Below are 17,413 nucleotides of genomic sequence, written 5' to 3' on the forward strand. Positions count from 1 at the left end.
ACCTAGTGGCGGACATGAGCTTATTGGCAGCCCAGTCGGGTGGGGCAGGTGTGCCCATCCGCGAGCTCGCCATGCTCGTTTTAGTTTCTGCTGCTGTCAGTTATTTGCTCACTGGAGTAGTGCGTTATGTACTGGTCCGCTCGGGCTGGTTGGATGCGCCCCGCACGCGCGATGTCCACGATATTCCGAAGCCCAGGCTCGGAGGCGTGGCGATGTACTCCGGGGTGGTCGCAGCTATCGCCCTTGCCTCGGTGATGCCGGCTCTCACCCGTGGTTTTCCGCCCATGACTCCAGATATGAGGGCAGTTGTGGCGGCTGCGTCGCTATTGCTGATTGTCGGTATTTGGGATGATCTCTTTGACCTAGATGCCATCACTAAACTTATAGGGCAGGTTGCGGCGGCACTTTTGATGTCATTTATGGGTGTCAACTGGTATTTGCTCTATATCCCATTTAGCGGTGGTGCCACACTTATTCTCGACCCAATCATGTCCACAGTCTTGACTGTTCTCTTTACTGTGGCGCTGATTAATGCCTTCAACTTTGTTGACGGCATCGATGGACTTGCGGCGGGGCTCGGCATGATTGCCGCGGCGGCGATCCTTGTCTATTCGATGGTCATGCTTCACGACCAGGGCGGCACCGTCTCCGCCTATCCGCCCGCGATGATTTCCGCGTGTCTCCTTGGCGCTTGCCTGGGCTTCTTGCCGCACAACTTCGAACCCGCACGTATCTTTATGGGCGATTCCGGCGCCATGATGATTGGACTGCTGCTCGCAGCGGCATCGGTGTCGGCGTCAGGACGCATCGCACCCTCCATGTACGGCACTGCCGACGTCATCGCGCTGATTTCGCCGATTGTGGTCGTCATCGCCGCAATTAGTGTGCCAATGCTCGACTTGCTGCTGGCTGTTGTTCGCCGCGTTAGCCAGGGCAAGTCACCCTTCTCGCCGGACAAAATGCATATTCACCACCGCCTACTGTCGATGGGACACAGTCATCGCCGCGTGGTATTGGTGCTCTACCTATGGGTGTCGGTCGTCGCGTACGCCGCCGTTGCCACCACCGTTTTCCCCTTCGAATTCGTTGCTCTCACCTTCGGGTTCCTGCTCATTGTCGCGGTTATCTTCACCCTCCGCCGTCGCAATGCGCTTGCCGACGACCGTTCAAGCGGAGCGCGTCCCAGAAGGGGAAGTGGGGGCCGGCAGGTTATGGGACGTCGGCGTGGACGCAGAAGGTACAATCTTCGACCGTGACTGAAAAAACAACTCCGGAGCCCGAGTCTAAATACGACGATTCGCGGCGACCGCTGCTGGCTGCTGCTCGCTCGGGCGCAATTGCGCTCGCTGTGATTACCGTGCTTTCGTTGCTGGTCTGGGGTGGAAAAAACGGTATGCCCGGCGTTTGGGGCGTACTCCTTGGCGCGGGCATTAGCGGAACCTTCGTATTGCTTACCGTTCTAGGCATCCTCTTTACTGCTCGAACTTCCCCGTCTGTCACGCTCGCTGTTGTGCTGGGGGGCTGGCTGTTGAAGATTGTGGTACTAATTGGTGTCTTGGTCGTTATTAGAAATCTTGAGTTTTATGACAACATGACTTTCTTCGTCACTGTTGTACTTACGCTGATGGTGACGCTGGGCGCAGAAGTGTGGGGAATGTCGCAATCTAACCTCACTTATGTGCAACCAATGAAGGACGAATAGCTCGTTAATAACTTGTTGACCTGCTGAGAGGCTGTAACGCGCTTCTAAAACCGCAGGTAATAAGCATATTGCCGAGTTTGTGCAGAAGATGCCACAAATAGAGGCCGAAACCCACAGGGGGCGTCGGCCTCTTTGTTGGTTTCGGGGTCGGAAACACGGGGGTGTACCGGGTGGGGAAAATGAGTCAGAACTGTTATCCTGAGTTTCGGGTAAGACGGCCTGTATCGAAATAACTATCATTTCCACAGGTACGGTCCCCGTGAGCGCCGTGCTGATGAGCGAATGGAATCCGCGGCGCGACACGTTAAATGACGTCCTTCGCACCGCTTGACAATAGTTCTAGCGGCCCAATCACGGGAGAGAACGCTGAGCGTTACAACACTTGCCGAGATGCGGGGTGAATTTCACTCACCCAACTTGCAGGAGGAGTATTTCCCGGGTGAACAATTTGGCGACTTCATTTTAGGTGGCAGTGGCGACTGGTACGCCATGGACCGTCTGATGATTGTTCGTCTTTTGATGGCCGTGATCGTCGCCGTGTTCTTCGTCGTCGCAATGCGTCGTCCGAAGCTCGTGCCGACTGGTCTGCAGAACGTTGCGGAGTTGATGCTGGACTTCGTCCGCATCCACATCGCGGAGGAGATTCTGGGTAAGAAGGAGGGGCGTCGTTTCCTTCCGGTTCTGGCCACCATCTTCTTCCTTGTTATCTCGATGAATATTGCGGCTATTATTCCTGGCCTCAATATTTCGCCGAATGCCCGAATCGGTATGCCACTGGTTCTGGCCCTGTTCGCATACGTTGCCTTCATTTACGCAGGCTCGAAGAAGATGGGCTTCTTCAAGTTTGTGAAGTCGGCAGTTGTTATTCCGAACTTGCCACCGGTACTCCACCTCATCGTGGTGCCGATCGAGATTTTCTCCAACTTCGTTCTTCGCCCAGTTACGCTGACCATCCGTCTGATGGCCAACATGCTGGCGGGCCACATGGTTCTAGTCCTGCTTTTCGGTGCCACGAACTTCTTCTTCTGGCAGCTGAATGGTTGGACCGCCCTGTCCGGGTTAACCCTTGTCGCTGCGGTAGCATTCACGCTGTTCGAGATGCTGGTGATTTTCCTGCAGGCATACATCTTTGCCCTGCTGAGCGCCGTCTACATCGAACTGTCGCTGCACGCAGACGAGCACTAACCCATAACTAATGAGGCCGCACATTCGGCAACAAGGCCTCGCCAATTTAATAGCAAGACCCACTTGACCCACAAAGCCCCGGGCCTACTTAGAACAATCTTTATTCCGGGGCCATCCTTTAAGAAAGGGAACGGTTCATAATGAACGACGTCATCCTCTCCGCCCAGGACGCTGTCCAGGCTGTCGACACCAACGCTGGCCTGAAGACCATCGGTTACGGTCTGTCCACCCTGGGCCCGGGCCTCGGTATCGGTATCGTCGCCGGCAAGACCGTTGAGGGTATGGCACGCCAGCCAGAGATGGCCGGCCAGCTGCGTACCACCATGTTCCTGGGTATCGCCTTCACTGAGGCTCTCGCCCTGATCGGCCTGGTCGCAGGCTTCGTTTTCTAAGTCCGGACCTTCAAGCGGAGAACACGTAAACCATGACAGATTTCACCTTTTTGCTAGCGGCGGGTGACCTCCCGATGGGAGAGTCCGTTGACCCGTTGCTGCCAAAGACCTATGACATCGTCTGGTCCGTTGTCCCGCTGGTAGTTATCCTGGTTCTCTTCTGGAAGCTCGTTCTTCCGAAGTTCCAGGAGGTCCTGACCGAGCGGGAGGACCGGATTGAGGGCGGCATTGAGCGCGCTGAGGCTGCACAGGCCGAGGCGAAGGCCGCTCTGGAAAAGTACAACAGTCAGCTCGCAGAGGCCCGTACTGAAGCAGCAAAGATTCGCGACGAAGCCCGTGCACAGGGTCAGCGCATCATTGCAGACGCTACGACTAAGGCCAATGACGAGAGCGCACGAATCATCGAGTCCGGTGAAAAGCAGCTCGCTGCCCAGCGTGAGCAGGTAGTCGCAGAGCTGCGCAAGGAAATGGGCCAGAACTCCATCAATCTGGCTGAGCGCCTTCTGGGCGAGCAGCTCTCCGACGACGTTCGTAACTCGTCGACGATTGACAACTTCTTGTCCAACCTTGACACCGTGGCCCCGGCCGGAAAGTAGGCGACATGCACGCAGCAAGCCGCGAATCCCTGGCAGCCCTTAGCCAGCGACTGGACGCCGCTATCGGTGGCGACAATGTTGCTGTTGCTCAGGCTGCTCAGACTGGTTCCGAGCTTTTCGACATCGTCGAGGTCCTGGACTCCGACCGCGGCCTGCGTGTCGCTGTCGCCGACACCTCGGCGACTGCGGAACAGCGTTCCGGCCTTGTCCGGAGCCTGTTCGCGGGCAAGGTATCTGAGACGACTCTTAACCTCGTCGTGGATGCTGCCGCGCAGGTATGGTCCACCCCGCGTGAAATGCGTGAGGGTTTGGTAGAGCTGGGCCGTCGCGCCCTCCTTCGCTCTGCCGAAGGCCAGGGACAGCTTGAGACTGTTGAGTCTGAGCTGTTCCAACTGGGACACATCCTGGCTGAGCAGTCGCAGCTTGAACAGCTGCTGGCCGACAAGGCCGCAACCCCCGAAGCCAAGCGTGGGCTCCTCGCCTCTGTGCTGTACGGCAAGGTCACTTCCGTGACCGAGACCCTGGCACTGCAGGCTGTTGGTCGCCCATCCAAGCGCCCCGCGGACGACATTGACTCCCTGTCCCGGCTAGCCGCCGGCCTGCGGAACCACGTCGTCGCTCGCGTGACCAGTGCCACGGCCGTCTCTGACGAGCAAGAGCGAGCACTGGCGGACAAGCTCGGCCGAGTCTACGGCAAGGCGATGTCCATCCACACCGTGATCGATAAGTCGATTCTCGGTGGACTGGTCATCCGGGTTGGCGACGAGGTCATCGACGGTAGCCTTTCAACAAAGCTTGAGAAGCTGCGCGTCGGCCTCGGCTGACGGATGGTTTAGACGATTAATCACTGGAAGAATATTACCGAGAGCAGGAAGAACATGGCGGAGCTGACGATCTCCTCCGACGAGATCCGTAGCGCGATTGCGAACTACACCTCGAGCTACTCCCCGGAGGCCTCCCGCGAGGAGGTTGGCGTTGTTATCAGTGCAGCTGATGGTATCGCCCAGGTTTCGGGAATGCCGTCGGTCATGACGAATGAGCTTCTGGAGTTCCCGGGCGGCGTTATTGGCGTCGCTCAGAACCTCGACACCGACAAGGTCGGCGTTGTGGTGCTGGGTAACTTCGAGTCGCTTAAAGAGGGTGACGAGGTAAAGCGGACGGGTGACGTCCTTTCGATTCCGGTCGGGGACAAGTTCCTCGGTCGCGTAATTAACCCCCTGGGCCAGCCGATTGACGGCCTGGGCGACATTGAGGCTGAAGAGGACCGCGTCCTCGAGCTGCAGGCACCGACCGTGCTGCAGCGTCAGCCGGTTGAAGAGCCGATGGCTACTGGTATTAAGGCCATCGACGCAATGACCCCAATTGGTCGTGGTCAGCGTCAGCTGATCATTGGTGACCGTAAGACCGGTAAGACCGCGGTCTGCCTGGACACCATTTTGAACCAGAAGGCTAACTGGGAGTCCGGTGACCCGAGCAAGCAGGTGCGATGCATCTACGTTGCTATCGGTCAGAAGGGCTCCACTATTGCTGGTGTGCGTCAGACCCTCGAGGAGCAGGGCGCACTCGAGTACACCACCATCGTTGCTGCCCCGGCGTCGGATGCCGCAGGCTTCAAGTGGCTTGCACCATTCGCAGGCGCCGCACTGGGTCAGCACTGGATGTACCAGGGCAAGCACGTCCTGGTCATCTACGATGATCTGACTAAGCAGGCAGAGGCCTACCGTGCCATCTCGCTGCTGCTGCGTCGCCCGCCGGGACGCGAAGCTTACCCGGGTGACGTCTTCTACCTCCACTCCCGTCTGCTGGAGCGTGCTGCGAAGCTCTCCGACGACATGGGTGCAGGCTCGCTGACCGCACTGCCGATCATCGAGACCAAGGCAAACGACGTGTCGGCCTTCATTCCGACCAACGTCATTTCCATTACCGACGGCCAGGTCTTCCTCGAGTCCGACCTGTTCAACCAGGGTGTCCGCCCGGCTATTAACGTCGGTGTGTCGGTTTCCCGTGTTGGTGGTGCCGCACAGACCAAGGGCATGAAGAAGGTTTCCGGTAACCTGCGTCTGGACCTCGCGTCCTACCGCGACCTGGAAGCATTCGCAATGTTCGCTTCCGACCTGGACGATGCCTCCAAGCGTCAGCTGGAGCGCGGTCAGCGTCTGGTTGAGCTGCTGAAGCAGAAGGAAAACCACCCGCAGCCGGTCGAGTACCAGATGACCTCCATCTACCTCGCTGGTGAGGGCGAATTCGACGATGTCCCGGTTGAGGATGTCCGTCGCTTCGAGTCCGAGCTGCTTGAGCACCTGCAGGACACTCAGCCTGCAGTCTTCGAGCAGATTGACGGCGGCGTTGCCTTCTCTGACGAGTCCAAGGCTGCTCTGAAGTCCGCTACCGCTAACTTCAAGAAGTCCTTCCAGACTTCTGAGGGCGCACCGCTGGCTTCCGAGGCCCCGGTCGAGGCACTCGACGAGGACGAGCTCAAGAAGCAGCAGATTACGGTCTCCCGCAAGACTGCCCAGAACTAGGCAGGTTGAGCTATTCAATGACCGTTTTCGCAATTGAAGGGAGGGAATAGGACATGGCGAATCTTCGTGAACTTCGAGCCCGAATCAAGTCGGTGAACTCGACCAAGAAGATCACCAAGGCCCAGGAGCTTATCGCAACCTCGCGCATTACCAAGGCGCAGCGTCGCGTGGCAGACTCCCAGCCGTACGCCGACGAAATCGAGAAGGTCATCGGACGTCTCGCATCGGCTTCGTCGTTGGATCACCCGATGCTCGTAGAGCGTGAGGGTAACCAGCGTGTTGCAGTCCTGGTTGTTACCAGTGACCGCGGCATGTGTGGCGGCTACAACCACAACGTCCTGAAGAAAGCTGCAGAGCTGCGTACCGCTCTGGAAGAGCAGGGACATGAGGTCGTTCTCTACGTGACTGGCCGTAAGGGCACCGACTACTACGACTTCCGTGGTGTCGAGCTCGCCGGTACGTGGGAGGGCTTCTCCCAGGATCCGGACTACGCCGCAACCCACGACGTGCGTCGTCACCTCATTGATGGTTTCAACGCTACGGCCGAGGGCACTGCCAAGTACCGCGAAGGCCTGCGTGGCACCAACGGCGAGGCCGTTCAGGGCTTTGACCAGGTCCACGTTGTCTACACGGAATTCGTGTCCATGCTTTCTCAGATTCCGCGTGCACACCAGATGCTCCCGATTGAGCCTGTGTACGAGGATGTCGAGATTGCTCAGGGCGAGGACATGCTGTCCGATGGATCAGATGACCTCAATCCGGACTATGAATTCGAGCCTGATGCAGACACCCTGTTGGCAGAGCTTCTGCCGCAGTACGTGTCCCGCACCCTGTTCGCAGTGATGCTCGAGGCCGCTGCCTCTGAGTCCGCTGCCCGTCGTAACGCTATGAAGTCTGCGACGGACAACGCTACCGAGCTGGTCAAGGACCTCTCGCGTGTTGCTAACCAGGCACGTCAGGCACAGATTACCCAGGAAATCACAGAAATCGTCGGTGGCGCCGGTGCGCTCGACGACAGCGGAGAAAGTGACTAGATATGAGCACAGCTCTAAGTGAGCAGAACACCACCACGGCTGTGGGCCGTGTTGTGCGTGTCATCGGTGCCGTCGTCGACGTGGAGTTCCCGCGTAACGAACTGCCGGCACTTTACAACGCGCTGACCGTGGAAGTTTCCCTTCCTTCGGTCGCCAAGACCATTGTCCTCGAGACTGCACAGCACCTCGGTGACAACATGGTTCGTACCATTGCTATGGCTCCGACCGACGGCCTGGTCCGCGGTGCAGAGGTCAAGGACACCGGTAAGCCGATTTCGGTTCCGGTTGGTGACGTCGTCAAGGGTCACGTCTTTAACGCAATGGGCGACTGCCTGGACGAGCCGGGCCTGGGTCGCGATGGTGAGCAGTGGGGCATCCACCGTGAGCCGCCGGCCTTCGACCAGCTCGAGGGTAAGACCGAGATTCTCGAAACCGGTATTAAGGTCATCGACCTGCTGACCCCGTACGTTAAGGGCGGCAAGATTGGTCTGTTCGGCGGTGCCGGTGTCGGTAAGACCGTTCTGATCCAGGAGATGATTACGCGTATTGCACGCGAGTTCTCCGGTACTTCGGTCTTCGCCGGTGTTGGTGAGCGTACCCGTGAGGGCACCGACCTCTTCCTGGAAATGGAAGAGATGGGCGTTCTCCAGGACACCGCCCTCGTCTTCGGCCAGATGGACGAGCCTCCGGGAGTCCGTATGCGCGTCGCGCTGTCGGGTCTGACCATGGCAGAGTACTTCCGCGATGTTCAGCACCAGGACGTGCTGCTCTTCATTGACAACATCTTCCGTTTCACCCAGGCCGGTTCTGAGGTTTCGACCCTGCTGGGTCGTATGCCTTCCGCCGTGGGCTACCAGCCGACCCTGGCTGACGAGATGGGTGTTCTGCAGGAGCGCATTACGTCCACCAAGGGCCGTTCGATTACCTCTCTGCAGGCCGTCTACGTGCCTGCCGATGACTACACCGACCCGGCTCCGGCAACGACCTTCGCCCACCTCGATGCAACCACCGAGCTCGACCGCTCAATTGCATCGAAGGGTATTTACCCGGCAGTGAACCCGCTGACTTCGACTTCTCGTATCCTCGAGCCGTCGATCGTCGGCGAGGAGCACTACCGCGTTGCCCAGCAGGTTATTAACATCCTGCAGAAGAACAAGGAACTCCAGGACATCATCGCCATCCTCGGTATGGACGAGCTGTCTGAGGAGGACAAGGTGACCGTGCAGCGTGCACGTCGTATCCAGCGATTCTTGGGTCAGAACTTCTTCGTTGCTGAGAAGTTCACGGGTCTGCCTGGTTCGTACGTCCCGCTGAAGGACACCATTGTTGCCTTCGACCGCATCTGCAAGGGTGACTTCGACAACTACCCGGAGATGGCCTTCGACGGCCTGGGTGGCCTCGACGATGTCGAGAAGAAGTACGCTGAAATGCAGAAGAAGTAAGGGGCATCCTCATGGCTGAAATCACCGCTGAACTGGTTGCTGTTGAGCGACCGCTCTGGAAGGGTAAGGCCACTTTGGTCTCTGCTCAGACCACCGAGGGTGAGATCGGCGTGCTGCCCGGACACCAGCCGTTGCTTGGCCAGCTGGTCAACAACGGTACGGTGACCATCAAGACCGCAGACGGCAAGGTTCTTGTCGCTTCGGTACAGGGTGGGTTCATTTCCGTGTCTACCTCGAAGGTTTCGATCCTCGCGGATAAGGCAATCTGGGCTGACGAGGTTAACCTCTCCGAGGCCGAGTCCAACCTGACTTCGGATGACCCTGCAGTAAAGGCACAGGCTGAGTCGGAGGTTCGCGCGGCTCGTCGCGCTTCCACCAAGTAGTCTGTTCGCCTGAACATCCGGTCGCACGACCGTATTCTTCCTGCTTCTTTAAACGGGGCGGGGAGCTCGCAAGAGAAATCTTGCAAGCTCCCCGCCCCGTTTTTCTTAGTTATTTTTCATGTCAGTGCAACAATCGGGTAGGGTTTGTAAAAAGCCTCTAATGCGCTTTTGGACCAAGGTTCGTCGTCTATTCACCCGGATGCGAGGCTGGCAGATAGTGTTTTCAAGCGTAACCATGATGTCAATCATGCTCATGATTATCGGTGCGATGTTAATCGTCGGCGGGGCGCTTGCCCTGTGGCGTTTTGCTAGCCTGCATGCAAAAGGTACCCCTGTTATCGCTCGCCGTCTTCCTGCCGGTGATGGCAGTCACTGGCGCCATGGAGTCATGGTTTATTCAGAGTCGACGTTGAAGATGTATAAGCTACGTTCGCTGCGTCCTGGCTGTGATGCCGAATTTGCCCGTCACGATGTCACTATTGTGGATCGCCGAAATCCGACTGACATCGAGGCGGGTTTTTTCGCGCCCGGGCTTCGGGTAGTCAGGATTAAATCGGGGAAAAATACCGAATGGGAGTTTGCCGTGGACTCGTCCTCGGACACCGCGCTGGTGGCGTGGGTGGAGTCGAAGCCGTCGTCACGCCAGACTCGTGAGTTTCCTACAGATATTGAGCGACGTTTTCGTTCGGCTTATAACCGCGGCCGGGGAAGTCAGTACTAGGCTGCGACGGCAGGTTATTGCGAAGCCTCTAGCGGGTATTGTTTTCTCCCGCGCGGCAGTCACGTTAGGGTAGGGGAATGCGCCTTGTGATTGCTGAATGCACCGTCGACTATGTCGGTCGCTTGAATGCCCATCTGCCTCATGCTCCGCGCTTGCTGTTGGTGAAAGCTGACGGGTCTGTCTCTGTGCATACCGACGACCGTGCATATAAGCCCCTGAATTGGATGACACCGCCGTGTACGCTGACGGAGAAGGATATTCTCGACGAGTCGGGTGAGGACACTGGTGAAAAGCTTTGGGTCGTTGAGAACAAGAAGGGCGAGCAGCTTCGTATCACTATCGGCAAGGTGTTAGCTGATAGCACCTACGAGCTGGGAGAGGATCCCGGCCTGGAGAAGGATGGTGTAGAAGCGCATCTACAGGAGCTGCTTGCAGATCAGTTCACAACTTTTGGCGAGGGCTACACCCTGATTCGGCGCGAATACCCAACCGCGATTGGGCCGGTGGATCTGCTTGGCCGCGATGAAAACGGAGCCACTGTAGCAGTGGAGGTTAAGCGCCGGGGTGGTATCGATGGTGTTGAGCAGCTAACCCGTTACTTGGAGATGCTGAACCGCGATGAGCTGCTGGCACCGGTGGAGGGGATTTTTGCTGCCCAGGAGATTAAGCCACAGGCCAAGACTCTGGCAGAGGACCGTGGTATTCGCTGTGTGACCGTGGATTACGACGCGCTGCGTGGCCTGGAGTCCAACGAATTGCGGTTGTTTTAGCCATGCCTAGGCGAAACCACAAGCGGCGCGGCAATCAACGGGGTAATCAACGCGGCAGGCGTAATAACCAAGGCCAGAATCGCGGCAGCCTGCCCGCGTTTGGCAGTTCTTTTCAAAACACCCGCACTGAATCCGGGCCTGCCGGTTGGCAGGACGTGGACTTTGCGGTGCGTAACATCAGCGCTGGCCAGTCCAATAAGGTTTATCGCTGTCCGGGGTGCGACCAGGAAATCATGCCTGGGACTTCGCACATCGTGGCATGGCCACAGGATTATGGTGCCGGCGCCGATGACCGGCGCCATTGGCACACTAACTGCTGGCGCAACAGAGCTCACCGCACTATCACGCGCCGCTGGGGATAGATTTACTTTGCCGGCTCAACGAGCTCCAGCAGGACGCCACCGGCATCCTTCGGGTGGATGAAGTTGATGCGCGAACCTGCGGTGCCAATCTTCGGCTCCGGGTAGAGCACGCGGGTGCCCTGCTCCTTCAGATGTGCCATCAGAGCCTCCAGATCAGTGACGCGAACTGCGTACTGCTGGATTCCCGGCCCCTTCTTGTCCAGGTACTTTGCAATGGTGGACTGGTCATTCAGCGGCGCGAGAATCTGAACCAGAGTGCCACCTTCAACCTTGTCGGCCGGGCCGACCATGGCCTCGTGGACCCCCTGCTCTTCATTGACCTCATCGTGGTAGTTGATGAACCCCAGGTTTGCGCGGTACCACTCAATAGCGGCATCAAAATCTGGGACTGCGACGCCGACGTGATCAACAGCGACTACGTACTTATGGGGAACGGGAATCTGTGTCTCACTCATAGTTTCCAGAGTACTCGCTATTATCGGCGCCATGATTGTCGCATTTTCTGTTGCCCCCACTTTCTCCGATCCTGAACAGGGAATGGCTGAGGCCGTTGCTGAAGCCGTACGTGTTGTGCGCGAATCTGGCCTGCCCAACGAAACTAACGCCATGTTCACCCTTGTTGAAGGCGAATGGGATGAGGTGATGGACGTGGTTAAGCGAGCCACGGAAGCAGTCAGCCGTGTCAGCCCGCGCACTTCTCTCGTCATCAAAGCGGACATTCGCAACGGGTACACCGGGCAGCTGCGAGCGAAAGTAGATGCGGTGGAGGATGCGCTAAAAGCTACCGACTAGTCTCTTGTTCGGCTTGGACACGTAGGCTCTACATAGGTCTTTACATAGGCTTTACGACGACACTGGAGAGGAACCCTTTTACGATGCCAGCTGGACATGGTCACGCACATGGCCATTCGCATGGTCACTCGCATGGAGCACACGGTCACCGCGAGTGCTCGACTCCGCCACCACCTCCCGGCACGGTTGATTTGGAGCAGCTCCACCAGCGCGCCGAAGCCGAACGTAAGCGCCGAGAGGAGATCGAGCGCGCAACCAGTGATCAGGGAGATGGGCTTCCTCCTGTAGTTGAGATTGTCCCGCAGACCCTTGAGGCAGAAGTCGTGCTGCGCTCGGAGCAGGTACCGGTAATTGTCTTAATCGGCATGGCGGGAGCAGCTGATTCGCTGCGTCTTCGGGCTGAGCTAGAAGGCATGGCCCGTGAGGCCAATTTGAACTGGATTCTGGCGTGGGCGGATGCTGAGGAGCATCCGCAGCTGGCCCAGGCATTCGGTGTGCAGGCAGTGCCGACAGTCACGGCCGTGGCTATGGGCAGTCCCATTGGCATGTTTGTAGGCGAGAAAACCAGGGATTGGCTGGAGCAGTGGCTGGCGCAGGTTATGGAGGCCACTCGGGGGCGTCTCAAGGGGTTGCCGGCGGGAACTCGTATGGCTGGGGAGGGCAGCGAGCCGGAGGCTCCCGAACCGACTGACTTCTTCGGCAATCCCGTACCCACCGATGACCCGCGTTTGGAGCAGGCCGAAGAGTTGCTCGAGGAGGGCAATTTCGACGGGGCGTTGGAGCTGTATGACGCTATGCTGCAGTCCGAGCCCGCAAATCAGGGTCTGAAGCGTGCTCACGCGAATGTGTCCTTCTTCGCCCGCGCTGCCAACATCGATCGCAGCGCAGATCCAATTGCAAAAGCCGACGCAGCGCCGAAAGACGTCGCGCTCGCCCTCGATGCCGCGGATGTCACGATGCTTGTCGACGACCCGGCGAAGGCGCTCGATCGTTTGTTGAAGTTGCTCCCGCAGGTGTTTGGCGATGACCGTGAGACCATCAAGTCGCGTCTACTAGAGCTGCTTGTGCTATTCGATACCACAGATCCAGTGGCATTGGATGCGCGCCGGAGGATGGCTAGCGCACTGTACTAGGAGCACTGTACTAGGAGCCTTGAAAGCGCAGGCTCCTAGCTTGAAGCGTCGGTGTACGGCCAGTCATCCGGAGCCATGAAGTAGTAGACGCTGCCCATTACAGCGGCCATAAACGCCATCAGCAACAGGAAAAGCGTTGCTTTCATTGCCACATGACGCTCCGCATACCAGGCGTAAAAGGCGTCCAATTTTGCTGCCAACCAGATGTTCAGGCGACGTGTCGGTGGGTGCACCAACGAGAGAATTCCCAGTGCAACAAAGATGCAGAGCCATCCGGGAGCAGGAGTTGGCAAAATGATAATGCCAACAATGAGCAGTGCGAAGCCTGCGACGAGAAGAACCGGGGAGAGTACCGGCCCATACCAGGTGTTGCGCATATGGGCATGGCGAATCTGCATGCGGTCCATCAAGCGATGTACCTTTTCCTCCATTGCGATTCACTTCCTCCGATTTTCGGTGCCGTGCGCTACTTCTAGTAGCGGTCTCGAACGAGGCATCGTTAAAGCATTAAGCATCAAATATGCAGCTCAACTGCCTGGGTGCACCGTTGGACATTGACTTTTTAAATCATGTCTATATTTAATCCATTGTTGCACAAAAGTTGCGCCCCAGTGCAACGAGATTTTTCGGAAGGTGGTAATCTTCCAACAGTTCATAGTGGTTTACAGCAGTTACCACTGCCTTTCATCCGCCTGTTCACCTCAGACAGTTCATACTGTGCTAGGCGCCTTCGGTCTTCAGTTTTCTGCAGCCAGGAGTTTTGCATGCGACTTCGCCCCAAAGCCCTTCGCGCTACTTCCGCCTCGGTCCTTGTTGCGCTTTCGGCCTCGACTCTGTTGGTGGGGTGCACCATCGATGGCTCAAACGCCACCGGGGCCAAGGCCACCTCTGCTGCCGCAAAGCCAAAAGCTTCAGATAACGGTTGGGATGCTTCCGAGGAAGTCGCCTGGCCTGATGCCCAGGACGCCCTCGATACCGCGGCTAAAAATTTCTCCGACAACTATGGCATTGAATTGGGCGCCTATTTGCGCGTCATTGACGGTCCGTACAAGGGGCTCACGGCGTCGGTAGGCGAGGACACGAAGGAGTACTCCGCATCGACCATTAAGGCTCCGTTGGTGGTTACTGGGCTGAAGAAATTTGGCGATGACCTAGACAAGACGGTGACGGTCGATTGGGACAACGGTGTTGGCGGAAGCGTGATTGGTCCTGGTCAATACACGCTCGACGGGTTGTTGCAATACGTGATGCGGTATTCGGACAACACCGCGGCGAATGGGTTGATTGACGCTGTCGGTGGTTTCGACGAGGTCAATAAAACCATCAAGGAAGCCGGTGTTGATGACAAGCGCTACCACCTGGGCAACAAGTTCAACATCCCCAATCCCAGCGGTGATCGGTCCTGGTTTACTCCCTCTCAGGCTGCGCTGTTCATGGCACGTCTCCAGGAAGTGGCCGATGGCACCTCAAAGCACAACTTCATTACCAAGGACACGGCACAAACTGCATTGACCTACCTCACTTACGGTGGTTCGCAGAAGTTTGTGATGTACGTCGGATCCGCGGTACAGAAGACCGGTGACACTGCCGAGGGCGTTAATGATCACGGCATTTTATACACTGCGGCCGGACCCATCGCTTACGCAATTACGACGCGCTTTGATGGGGTGCCGCTCAATGAGCTTACCGACGGCCTGCTCGGCCAGCTGGGTTCCCAAATCGCCCCGCTTCTGCCGGATTACAATCGCCTTGGTGAGGATGGAAAGCCACTGACTGCCAAGCAGGCTGCGACGTGGAGCGCGGATGAGGATGGCGACGGCATTCCGGATCGCATCGGAACCGACAGCATGGATGGATCCGCGTACACCGATGATTCAGATTCTGCGAATTACAACGAATCTTTGGAACCTGACTGGTTCAATCCGTTCCGAGGATAGGACCTGGATACGCTCCCCAAAACAAAATTGCCCGTGTGTCAGGTTTTCAGGCCGAAACTCAGGTCACTGAAAACCGTGCAACACGGGCAATTCCTATGCGATTGTCTTCTATTCGGGCGGATTCGGGATTAGCCCTGCCACTTCAGCCAAACGGCGGTGTTGGCCGGCAGCACCAAATCAATCGAGTGAGCCTGGCCGTTCCAACCGTGCTCGACCGCGGTTACCGTACCGTTTTCACCGTAGCCGGAACCCTCGTAACGTGATGCATTTGTGTTCAGAATCTCCGTCCATTGACCACCTCGCGGTACGCCAATCTTGTAGATTTCCTGCGTGGTTCCCGACAGATTATAGACGCAGGCGACGACCGAGCCATCGGTGCCATAACGGACAAAGGACACAACATTGTTTGTGGAATCATCCGCGTTAATCCACTGGAATCCCTCTGGGCGGTCATCCTGGGTGTAGAACGCCGGGTTTTCCTTGTAGATGGCGTTGATGTCCTTAACCAGCAGCTGAATGCCGCGGTGGAATTCGCCGCCCCAACCTTCGAGGTTGTCCCAAGCCACGGACTCATCGTGGTTCCACTCGTGGTTCTGGCCAAGATCCTGACCCTGGAATAGAAGCTGCTTGCCCGGGTGCGCCCACATGAAGGTCAGGAAAGTACGTAGGCCTGCGGCCTTGTCCCAGTCACCGCCCGGCATGCGCTCCCACAGCGAGCCCTTGCCGTGCACGACCTCGTCGTGGCTAATCGGCAGAATGAACTCTTCCGAGTAAGCGTAGACCATAGCGAAGGTGAGCTCATGGTGGTGGTAGGAGCGGTAAATCGGCTCCTTGCTGAAGTACTCCAGCGTGTCATTCATCCAGCCCATGTTCCACTTCATAGAGAAGCCCAAGCCACCGTGTTCGGTAGGTGCGGTCACACCCGGCCAGGAAGTAGATTCTTCGGCCACGGTGAGGAAGCCCGGGTTGTGCTTGTGTACAGTGGCGTTGAATTCCTGCAGGAACTGAACAGCATCGAGGTTTTCACGGCCACCGTACTGGTTCGGCAGCCACTCGCCTTCATTGCGGGAGTAGTCCAGGTACAGCATGGAAGCCACTGCGTCGACGCGCAGCCCGTCGATGTGGAACTCTTCCGCCCAGTACAGTGCGTTGGCGTAGAGGAAGTTACGAACCTCGTTGCGGCCGAAGTCGAAAACGTAGGTGCCCCAGTCGCGCTGCTCGCCGCGGCGCCAGTCCGGGTGCTCGTAGCAAGCCGTGCCGTCGAAGCGGGCAAGTGCGAACTCGTCCTTCGGGAAGTGTCCCGGAACCCAGTCCATGATGACACCGATGCCAGCGGCGTGGAAGGCATCAACAAGACCGCGGAACTGATCTGGGGTGCCGAAGCGGCTGGTCGGAGCGTAGTAGCCGGAAACCTGATAACCCCAGGAACCGGTGAACGGGTGCTCACATACTGGCATGAATTCCACATGGGTGTAGCCCATGTCGACCACGTAGCGCACCAGCTTCTCCGCCATGACCTCGTAGCTCAGGCCCTGCTTCCACGAACCCAAGTGGACCTCGTAAATAGAGATAGGCTCTTCGGTCCAGTCAGTGTTAGCGCGCTTTTCCATCCACGCCTGGTCTCCCCAGGTGTAGTCGGAGGTCGTAACAATCGAGCCGGTCGCCGGTGGTAGCTCAGCCGCACGCGCCATCGGGTCGGCCTTATCGCGGCGCTGTCCCTCCGGTGTCGTGATGGCGAACTTGTAGACATCGCCCTCACCCACACCCGGGATGAACAGTTCCCAGATACCTGCGCCACCCATAGAGCGCATCGGGTACTGCGCGCCGTTCCACATGCAGAAGTCACCGACCACGGCAACGCCACGTGCATTCGGAGCCCAGACAGTAAACGAGGTGCCTTCGACCGTACCCAACTCGGTGTCGTAACTGCGAAGGTGAGCACCGAGAACCTTCCACAGGTCCTCATGACGTCCCTCGCCGATTAGGTGCAGGTCACCAGCGCCAATAGTGGGGAGGAAACGGTAGCCGTCGGCACGCTCTACGGTTTCGCCGGAGTCCCACGTAATACGCAGGCGGTAGTCGAAGTCATCGCCGCCTGGGACGAGGGCGGTAAAGAAACCGTCGCCCAGGTTTTCCGCCTCAAATTCGCCGCGAGTGCTGACGATAGTAACTGCCTGAGCGCCGAAGACCCTCGTGCGAATTACCGTGTCACCGTCCACGACGTGTGCGCCGTAGATGCTGTGCGGATCGTGATGGGTGCAGTAGCGCAGGCGATCCATATCGCCGGAATCAATTGCGAGGCGGGGATCTGTGTGGGCTCCCATGGAAGGTCCTTCCGAAGCGTTTCTAGGTAGATGAATGTGAAGTTGTTGCGTTCAGTGCTAAAGAAATAGAGGGAGGTAGGGGACAGTGGGCTGCTAGCTCACCCGCCAGCCTAACGAC

18 protein-coding genes are annotated in these 17,413 nt (G+C 57.8%); 15 read left to right on the top strand and 3 right to left on the bottom strand.

The features are described 5' to 3' along the window. Window positions 1-14: 14 nt before the first annotated feature. The 12 genes from HMPREF3042_RS06505 to nucS all read left to right on the top strand — a co-directional run bounded on the left by HMPREF3042_RS06505 (window position 15) and on the right by nucS (window position 10,747). Window positions 15-1,256 carry an MraY family glycosyltransferase gene (locus tag HMPREF3042_RS06505; protein ID WP_038629508.1) on the top strand — a complete coding sequence of 414 codons (1,242 nt, stop codon included), beginning with the start codon at window positions 15-17 and terminating at the stop codon, window positions 1,254-1,256. After that, the gene (locus HMPREF3042_RS06510; protein WP_038628464.1) at window positions 1,253-1,702 is read left to right on the top strand and encodes a Cg1360 family ATP-synthase-associated protein; all 450 of its coding nucleotides are present in this window, start codon (window positions 1,253-1,255) and stop codon (window positions 1,700-1,702) included. The genes HMPREF3042_RS06505 and HMPREF3042_RS06510 overlap by 4 nt, the downstream gene beginning before the upstream one ends. Window positions 1,703-2,092: 390 nt before the next feature. Continuing rightward, window positions 2,093-2,887 (top strand): F0F1 ATP synthase subunit A, encoded by a 795-nt coding sequence (gene atpB / locus HMPREF3042_RS06515; protein ID WP_016422455.1) that lies wholly within the window; start codon window positions 2,093-2,095, stop codon window positions 2,885-2,887. Between the two features lie 140 nt (window positions 2,888-3,027). Next, the gene (locus HMPREF3042_RS06520) at window positions 3,028-3,279 is read left to right on the top strand and encodes an ATP synthase F0 subunit C (RefSeq protein WP_016422456.1); all 252 of its coding nucleotides are present in this window, start codon (window positions 3,028-3,030) and stop codon (window positions 3,277-3,279) included. 32 nt (window positions 3,280-3,311) lie between these two features. Continuing rightward, window positions 3,312-3,875 carry a F0F1 ATP synthase subunit B gene (locus tag HMPREF3042_RS06525; RefSeq protein ID WP_038628467.1) on the top strand — a complete coding sequence of 188 codons (564 nt, stop codon included), beginning with the start codon at window positions 3,312-3,314 and terminating at the stop codon, window positions 3,873-3,875. Window positions 3,876-3,880: 5 nt separating this feature from the next. After that, the gene (locus tag HMPREF3042_RS06530) at window positions 3,881-4,699 is read left to right on the top strand and encodes a F0F1 ATP synthase subunit delta (protein WP_048735245.1); all 819 of its coding nucleotides are present in this window, start codon (window positions 3,881-3,883) and stop codon (window positions 4,697-4,699) included. A gap of 54 nt (window positions 4,700-4,753) precedes the next feature. Then, entirely contained in the window at window positions 4,754-6,397 is a 1,644-nt protein-coding gene (gene atpA, locus HMPREF3042_RS06535) for a F0F1 ATP synthase subunit alpha (RefSeq protein ID WP_048735247.1), read from the top strand. A 53-nt stretch (window positions 6,398-6,450) separates the two neighbouring features. Next, window positions 6,451-7,431, top strand: a complete 981-nt coding sequence (locus HMPREF3042_RS06540; RefSeq protein ID WP_048735250.1) for a F0F1 ATP synthase subunit gamma — start codon at window positions 6,451-6,453, stop codon at window positions 7,429-7,431. Between the two features lie 2 nt (window positions 7,432-7,433). Then, window positions 7,434-8,873 carry a F0F1 ATP synthase subunit beta gene (gene atpD, locus HMPREF3042_RS06545; RefSeq protein ID WP_038628477.1) on the top strand — a complete coding sequence of 480 codons (1,440 nt, stop codon included), beginning with the start codon at window positions 7,434-7,436 and terminating at the stop codon, window positions 8,871-8,873. Between the two features lie 11 nt (window positions 8,874-8,884). Then, window positions 8,885-9,256 (top strand): F0F1 ATP synthase subunit epsilon, encoded by a 372-nt coding sequence (locus tag HMPREF3042_RS06550; RefSeq protein WP_038628479.1) that lies wholly within the window; start codon window positions 8,885-8,887, stop codon window positions 9,254-9,256. Between the two features lie 217 nt (window positions 9,257-9,473). Next, complete coding sequence (locus tag HMPREF3042_RS06555; protein WP_048735383.1) at window positions 9,474-9,977, top strand: DUF2550 domain-containing protein; 504 nt, start codon at window positions 9,474-9,476, stop codon at window positions 9,975-9,977. Between the two features lie 77 nt (window positions 9,978-10,054). Continuing rightward, on the top strand, window positions 10,055-10,747 hold the full coding sequence (gene nucS / locus HMPREF3042_RS06560) for an endonuclease NucS (protein WP_070856605.1): 693 nt from the start codon (window positions 10,055-10,057) through the stop codon (window positions 10,745-10,747). Window positions 10,748-11,111: 364 nt separating this feature from the next. On the opposite strand, the gene mce is transcribed toward nucS, so the two are convergent. Further along, on the bottom strand, window positions 11,112-11,564 hold the full coding sequence (gene mce, locus HMPREF3042_RS06570; RefSeq protein WP_005509354.1) for a methylmalonyl-CoA epimerase: 453 nt from the start codon (window positions 11,562-11,564) through the stop codon (window positions 11,112-11,114). 31 nt (window positions 11,565-11,595) lie between these two features. On the opposite strand from mce, the gene HMPREF3042_RS06575 reads away from it, so the two are divergent. Both HMPREF3042_RS06575 and HMPREF3042_RS06580 read left to right on the top strand, forming a co-directional pair. Beyond that, on the top strand, window positions 11,596-11,901 hold the full coding sequence (locus tag HMPREF3042_RS06575) for a thiamine-binding protein (protein WP_038628488.1): 306 nt from the start codon (window positions 11,596-11,598) through the stop codon (window positions 11,899-11,901). Window positions 11,902-11,984: 83 nt separating this feature from the next. Continuing rightward, window positions 11,985-13,034, top strand: coding sequence for a co-chaperone YbbN (locus HMPREF3042_RS06580; RefSeq protein WP_070856607.1), 1,050 nt, complete (start codon window positions 11,985-11,987; stop codon window positions 13,032-13,034). Between the two features lie 35 nt (window positions 13,035-13,069). Here the strand turns inward: HMPREF3042_RS06580 and HMPREF3042_RS06585 are convergent, their stop codons facing one another. Beyond that, a complete protein-coding gene (locus tag HMPREF3042_RS06585; RefSeq protein ID WP_048735265.1) occupies window positions 13,070-13,465 on the bottom strand; it encodes a TIGR02611 family protein in 396 nt (131 codons plus the stop codon). 333 nt (window positions 13,466-13,798) lie between these two features. On the opposite strand from HMPREF3042_RS06585, the gene HMPREF3042_RS06590 reads away from it, so the two are divergent. Then, complete coding sequence (locus HMPREF3042_RS06590) at window positions 13,799-14,971, top strand: serine hydrolase (RefSeq protein WP_070856608.1); 1,173 nt, start codon at window positions 13,799-13,801, stop codon at window positions 14,969-14,971. Window positions 14,972-15,099: 128 nt separating this feature from the next. On the opposite strand, the gene glgB is transcribed toward HMPREF3042_RS06590, so the two are convergent. After that, entirely contained in the window at window positions 15,100-17,295 is a 2,196-nt protein-coding gene (gene glgB, locus HMPREF3042_RS06595) for a 1,4-alpha-glucan branching protein GlgB (protein WP_070856609.1), read from the bottom strand. Window positions 17,296-17,413: the final 118 nt, after the last annotated feature.

Source organism: Corynebacterium sp. HMSC074C05 (assembly GCF_001838325.1).
Lineage (GTDB): Bacteria > Actinomycetota > Actinomycetes > Mycobacteriales > Mycobacteriaceae > Corynebacterium > Corynebacterium amycolatum.

Excerpts from the sequence above, each read along its gene's own strand:
- HMPREF3042_RS06575 (WP_038628488.1), top strand. The coding sequence starts at position 11,596 with ATGATTGTCGCATTTTCTGTTGCCCCCACTTTCTCCGATCCTGAACAG.
- HMPREF3042_RS06505 (WP_038629508.1), top strand. The coding sequence starts at position 15 with ATGAGCTTATTGGCAGCCCAGTCGGGTGGGGCAGGTGTGCCCATCCGC.
- HMPREF3042_RS06530 (WP_048735245.1), top strand. The coding sequence starts at position 3,881 with ATGCACGCAGCAAGCCGCGAATCCCTGGCAGCCCTTAGCCAGCGACTG.
- glgB (WP_070856609.1), bottom strand. The coding sequence starts at position 17,295 with ATGGGAGCCCACACAGATCCCCGCCTCGCAATTGATTCCGGCGATATG.
- atpB (WP_016422455.1), top strand. The coding sequence starts at position 2,093 with ATGCGGGGTGAATTTCACTCACCCAACTTGCAGGAGGAGTATTTCCCG.
- atpA (WP_048735247.1), top strand. The coding sequence starts at position 4,754 with ATGGCGGAGCTGACGATCTCCTCCGACGAGATCCGTAGCGCGATTGCG.
- HMPREF3042_RS06520 (WP_016422456.1), top strand. The coding sequence starts at position 3,028 with ATGAACGACGTCATCCTCTCCGCCCAGGACGCTGTCCAGGCTGTCGAC.
- nucS (WP_070856605.1), top strand. The coding sequence starts at position 10,055 with ATGCGCCTTGTGATTGCTGAATGCACCGTCGACTATGTCGGTCGCTTG.
- HMPREF3042_RS06580 (WP_070856607.1), top strand. The coding sequence starts at position 11,985 with ATGCCAGCTGGACATGGTCACGCACATGGCCATTCGCATGGTCACTCG.
- HMPREF3042_RS06540 (WP_048735250.1), top strand. The coding sequence starts at position 6,451 with ATGGCGAATCTTCGTGAACTTCGAGCCCGAATCAAGTCGGTGAACTCG.
- HMPREF3042_RS06525 (WP_038628467.1), top strand. The coding sequence starts at position 3,312 with ATGACAGATTTCACCTTTTTGCTAGCGGCGGGTGACCTCCCGATGGGA.
- HMPREF3042_RS06550 (WP_038628479.1), top strand. The coding sequence starts at position 8,885 with ATGGCTGAAATCACCGCTGAACTGGTTGCTGTTGAGCGACCGCTCTGG.
- HMPREF3042_RS06590 (WP_070856608.1), top strand. The coding sequence starts at position 13,799 with ATGCGACTTCGCCCCAAAGCCCTTCGCGCTACTTCCGCCTCGGTCCTT.
- HMPREF3042_RS06585 (WP_048735265.1), bottom strand. The coding sequence starts at position 13,465 with ATGGAGGAAAAGGTACATCGCTTGATGGACCGCATGCAGATTCGCCAT.
- atpD (WP_038628477.1), top strand. The coding sequence starts at position 7,434 with ATGAGCACAGCTCTAAGTGAGCAGAACACCACCACGGCTGTGGGCCGT.
- mce (WP_005509354.1), bottom strand. The coding sequence starts at position 11,564 with ATGAGTGAGACACAGATTCCCGTTCCCCATAAGTACGTAGTCGCTGTT.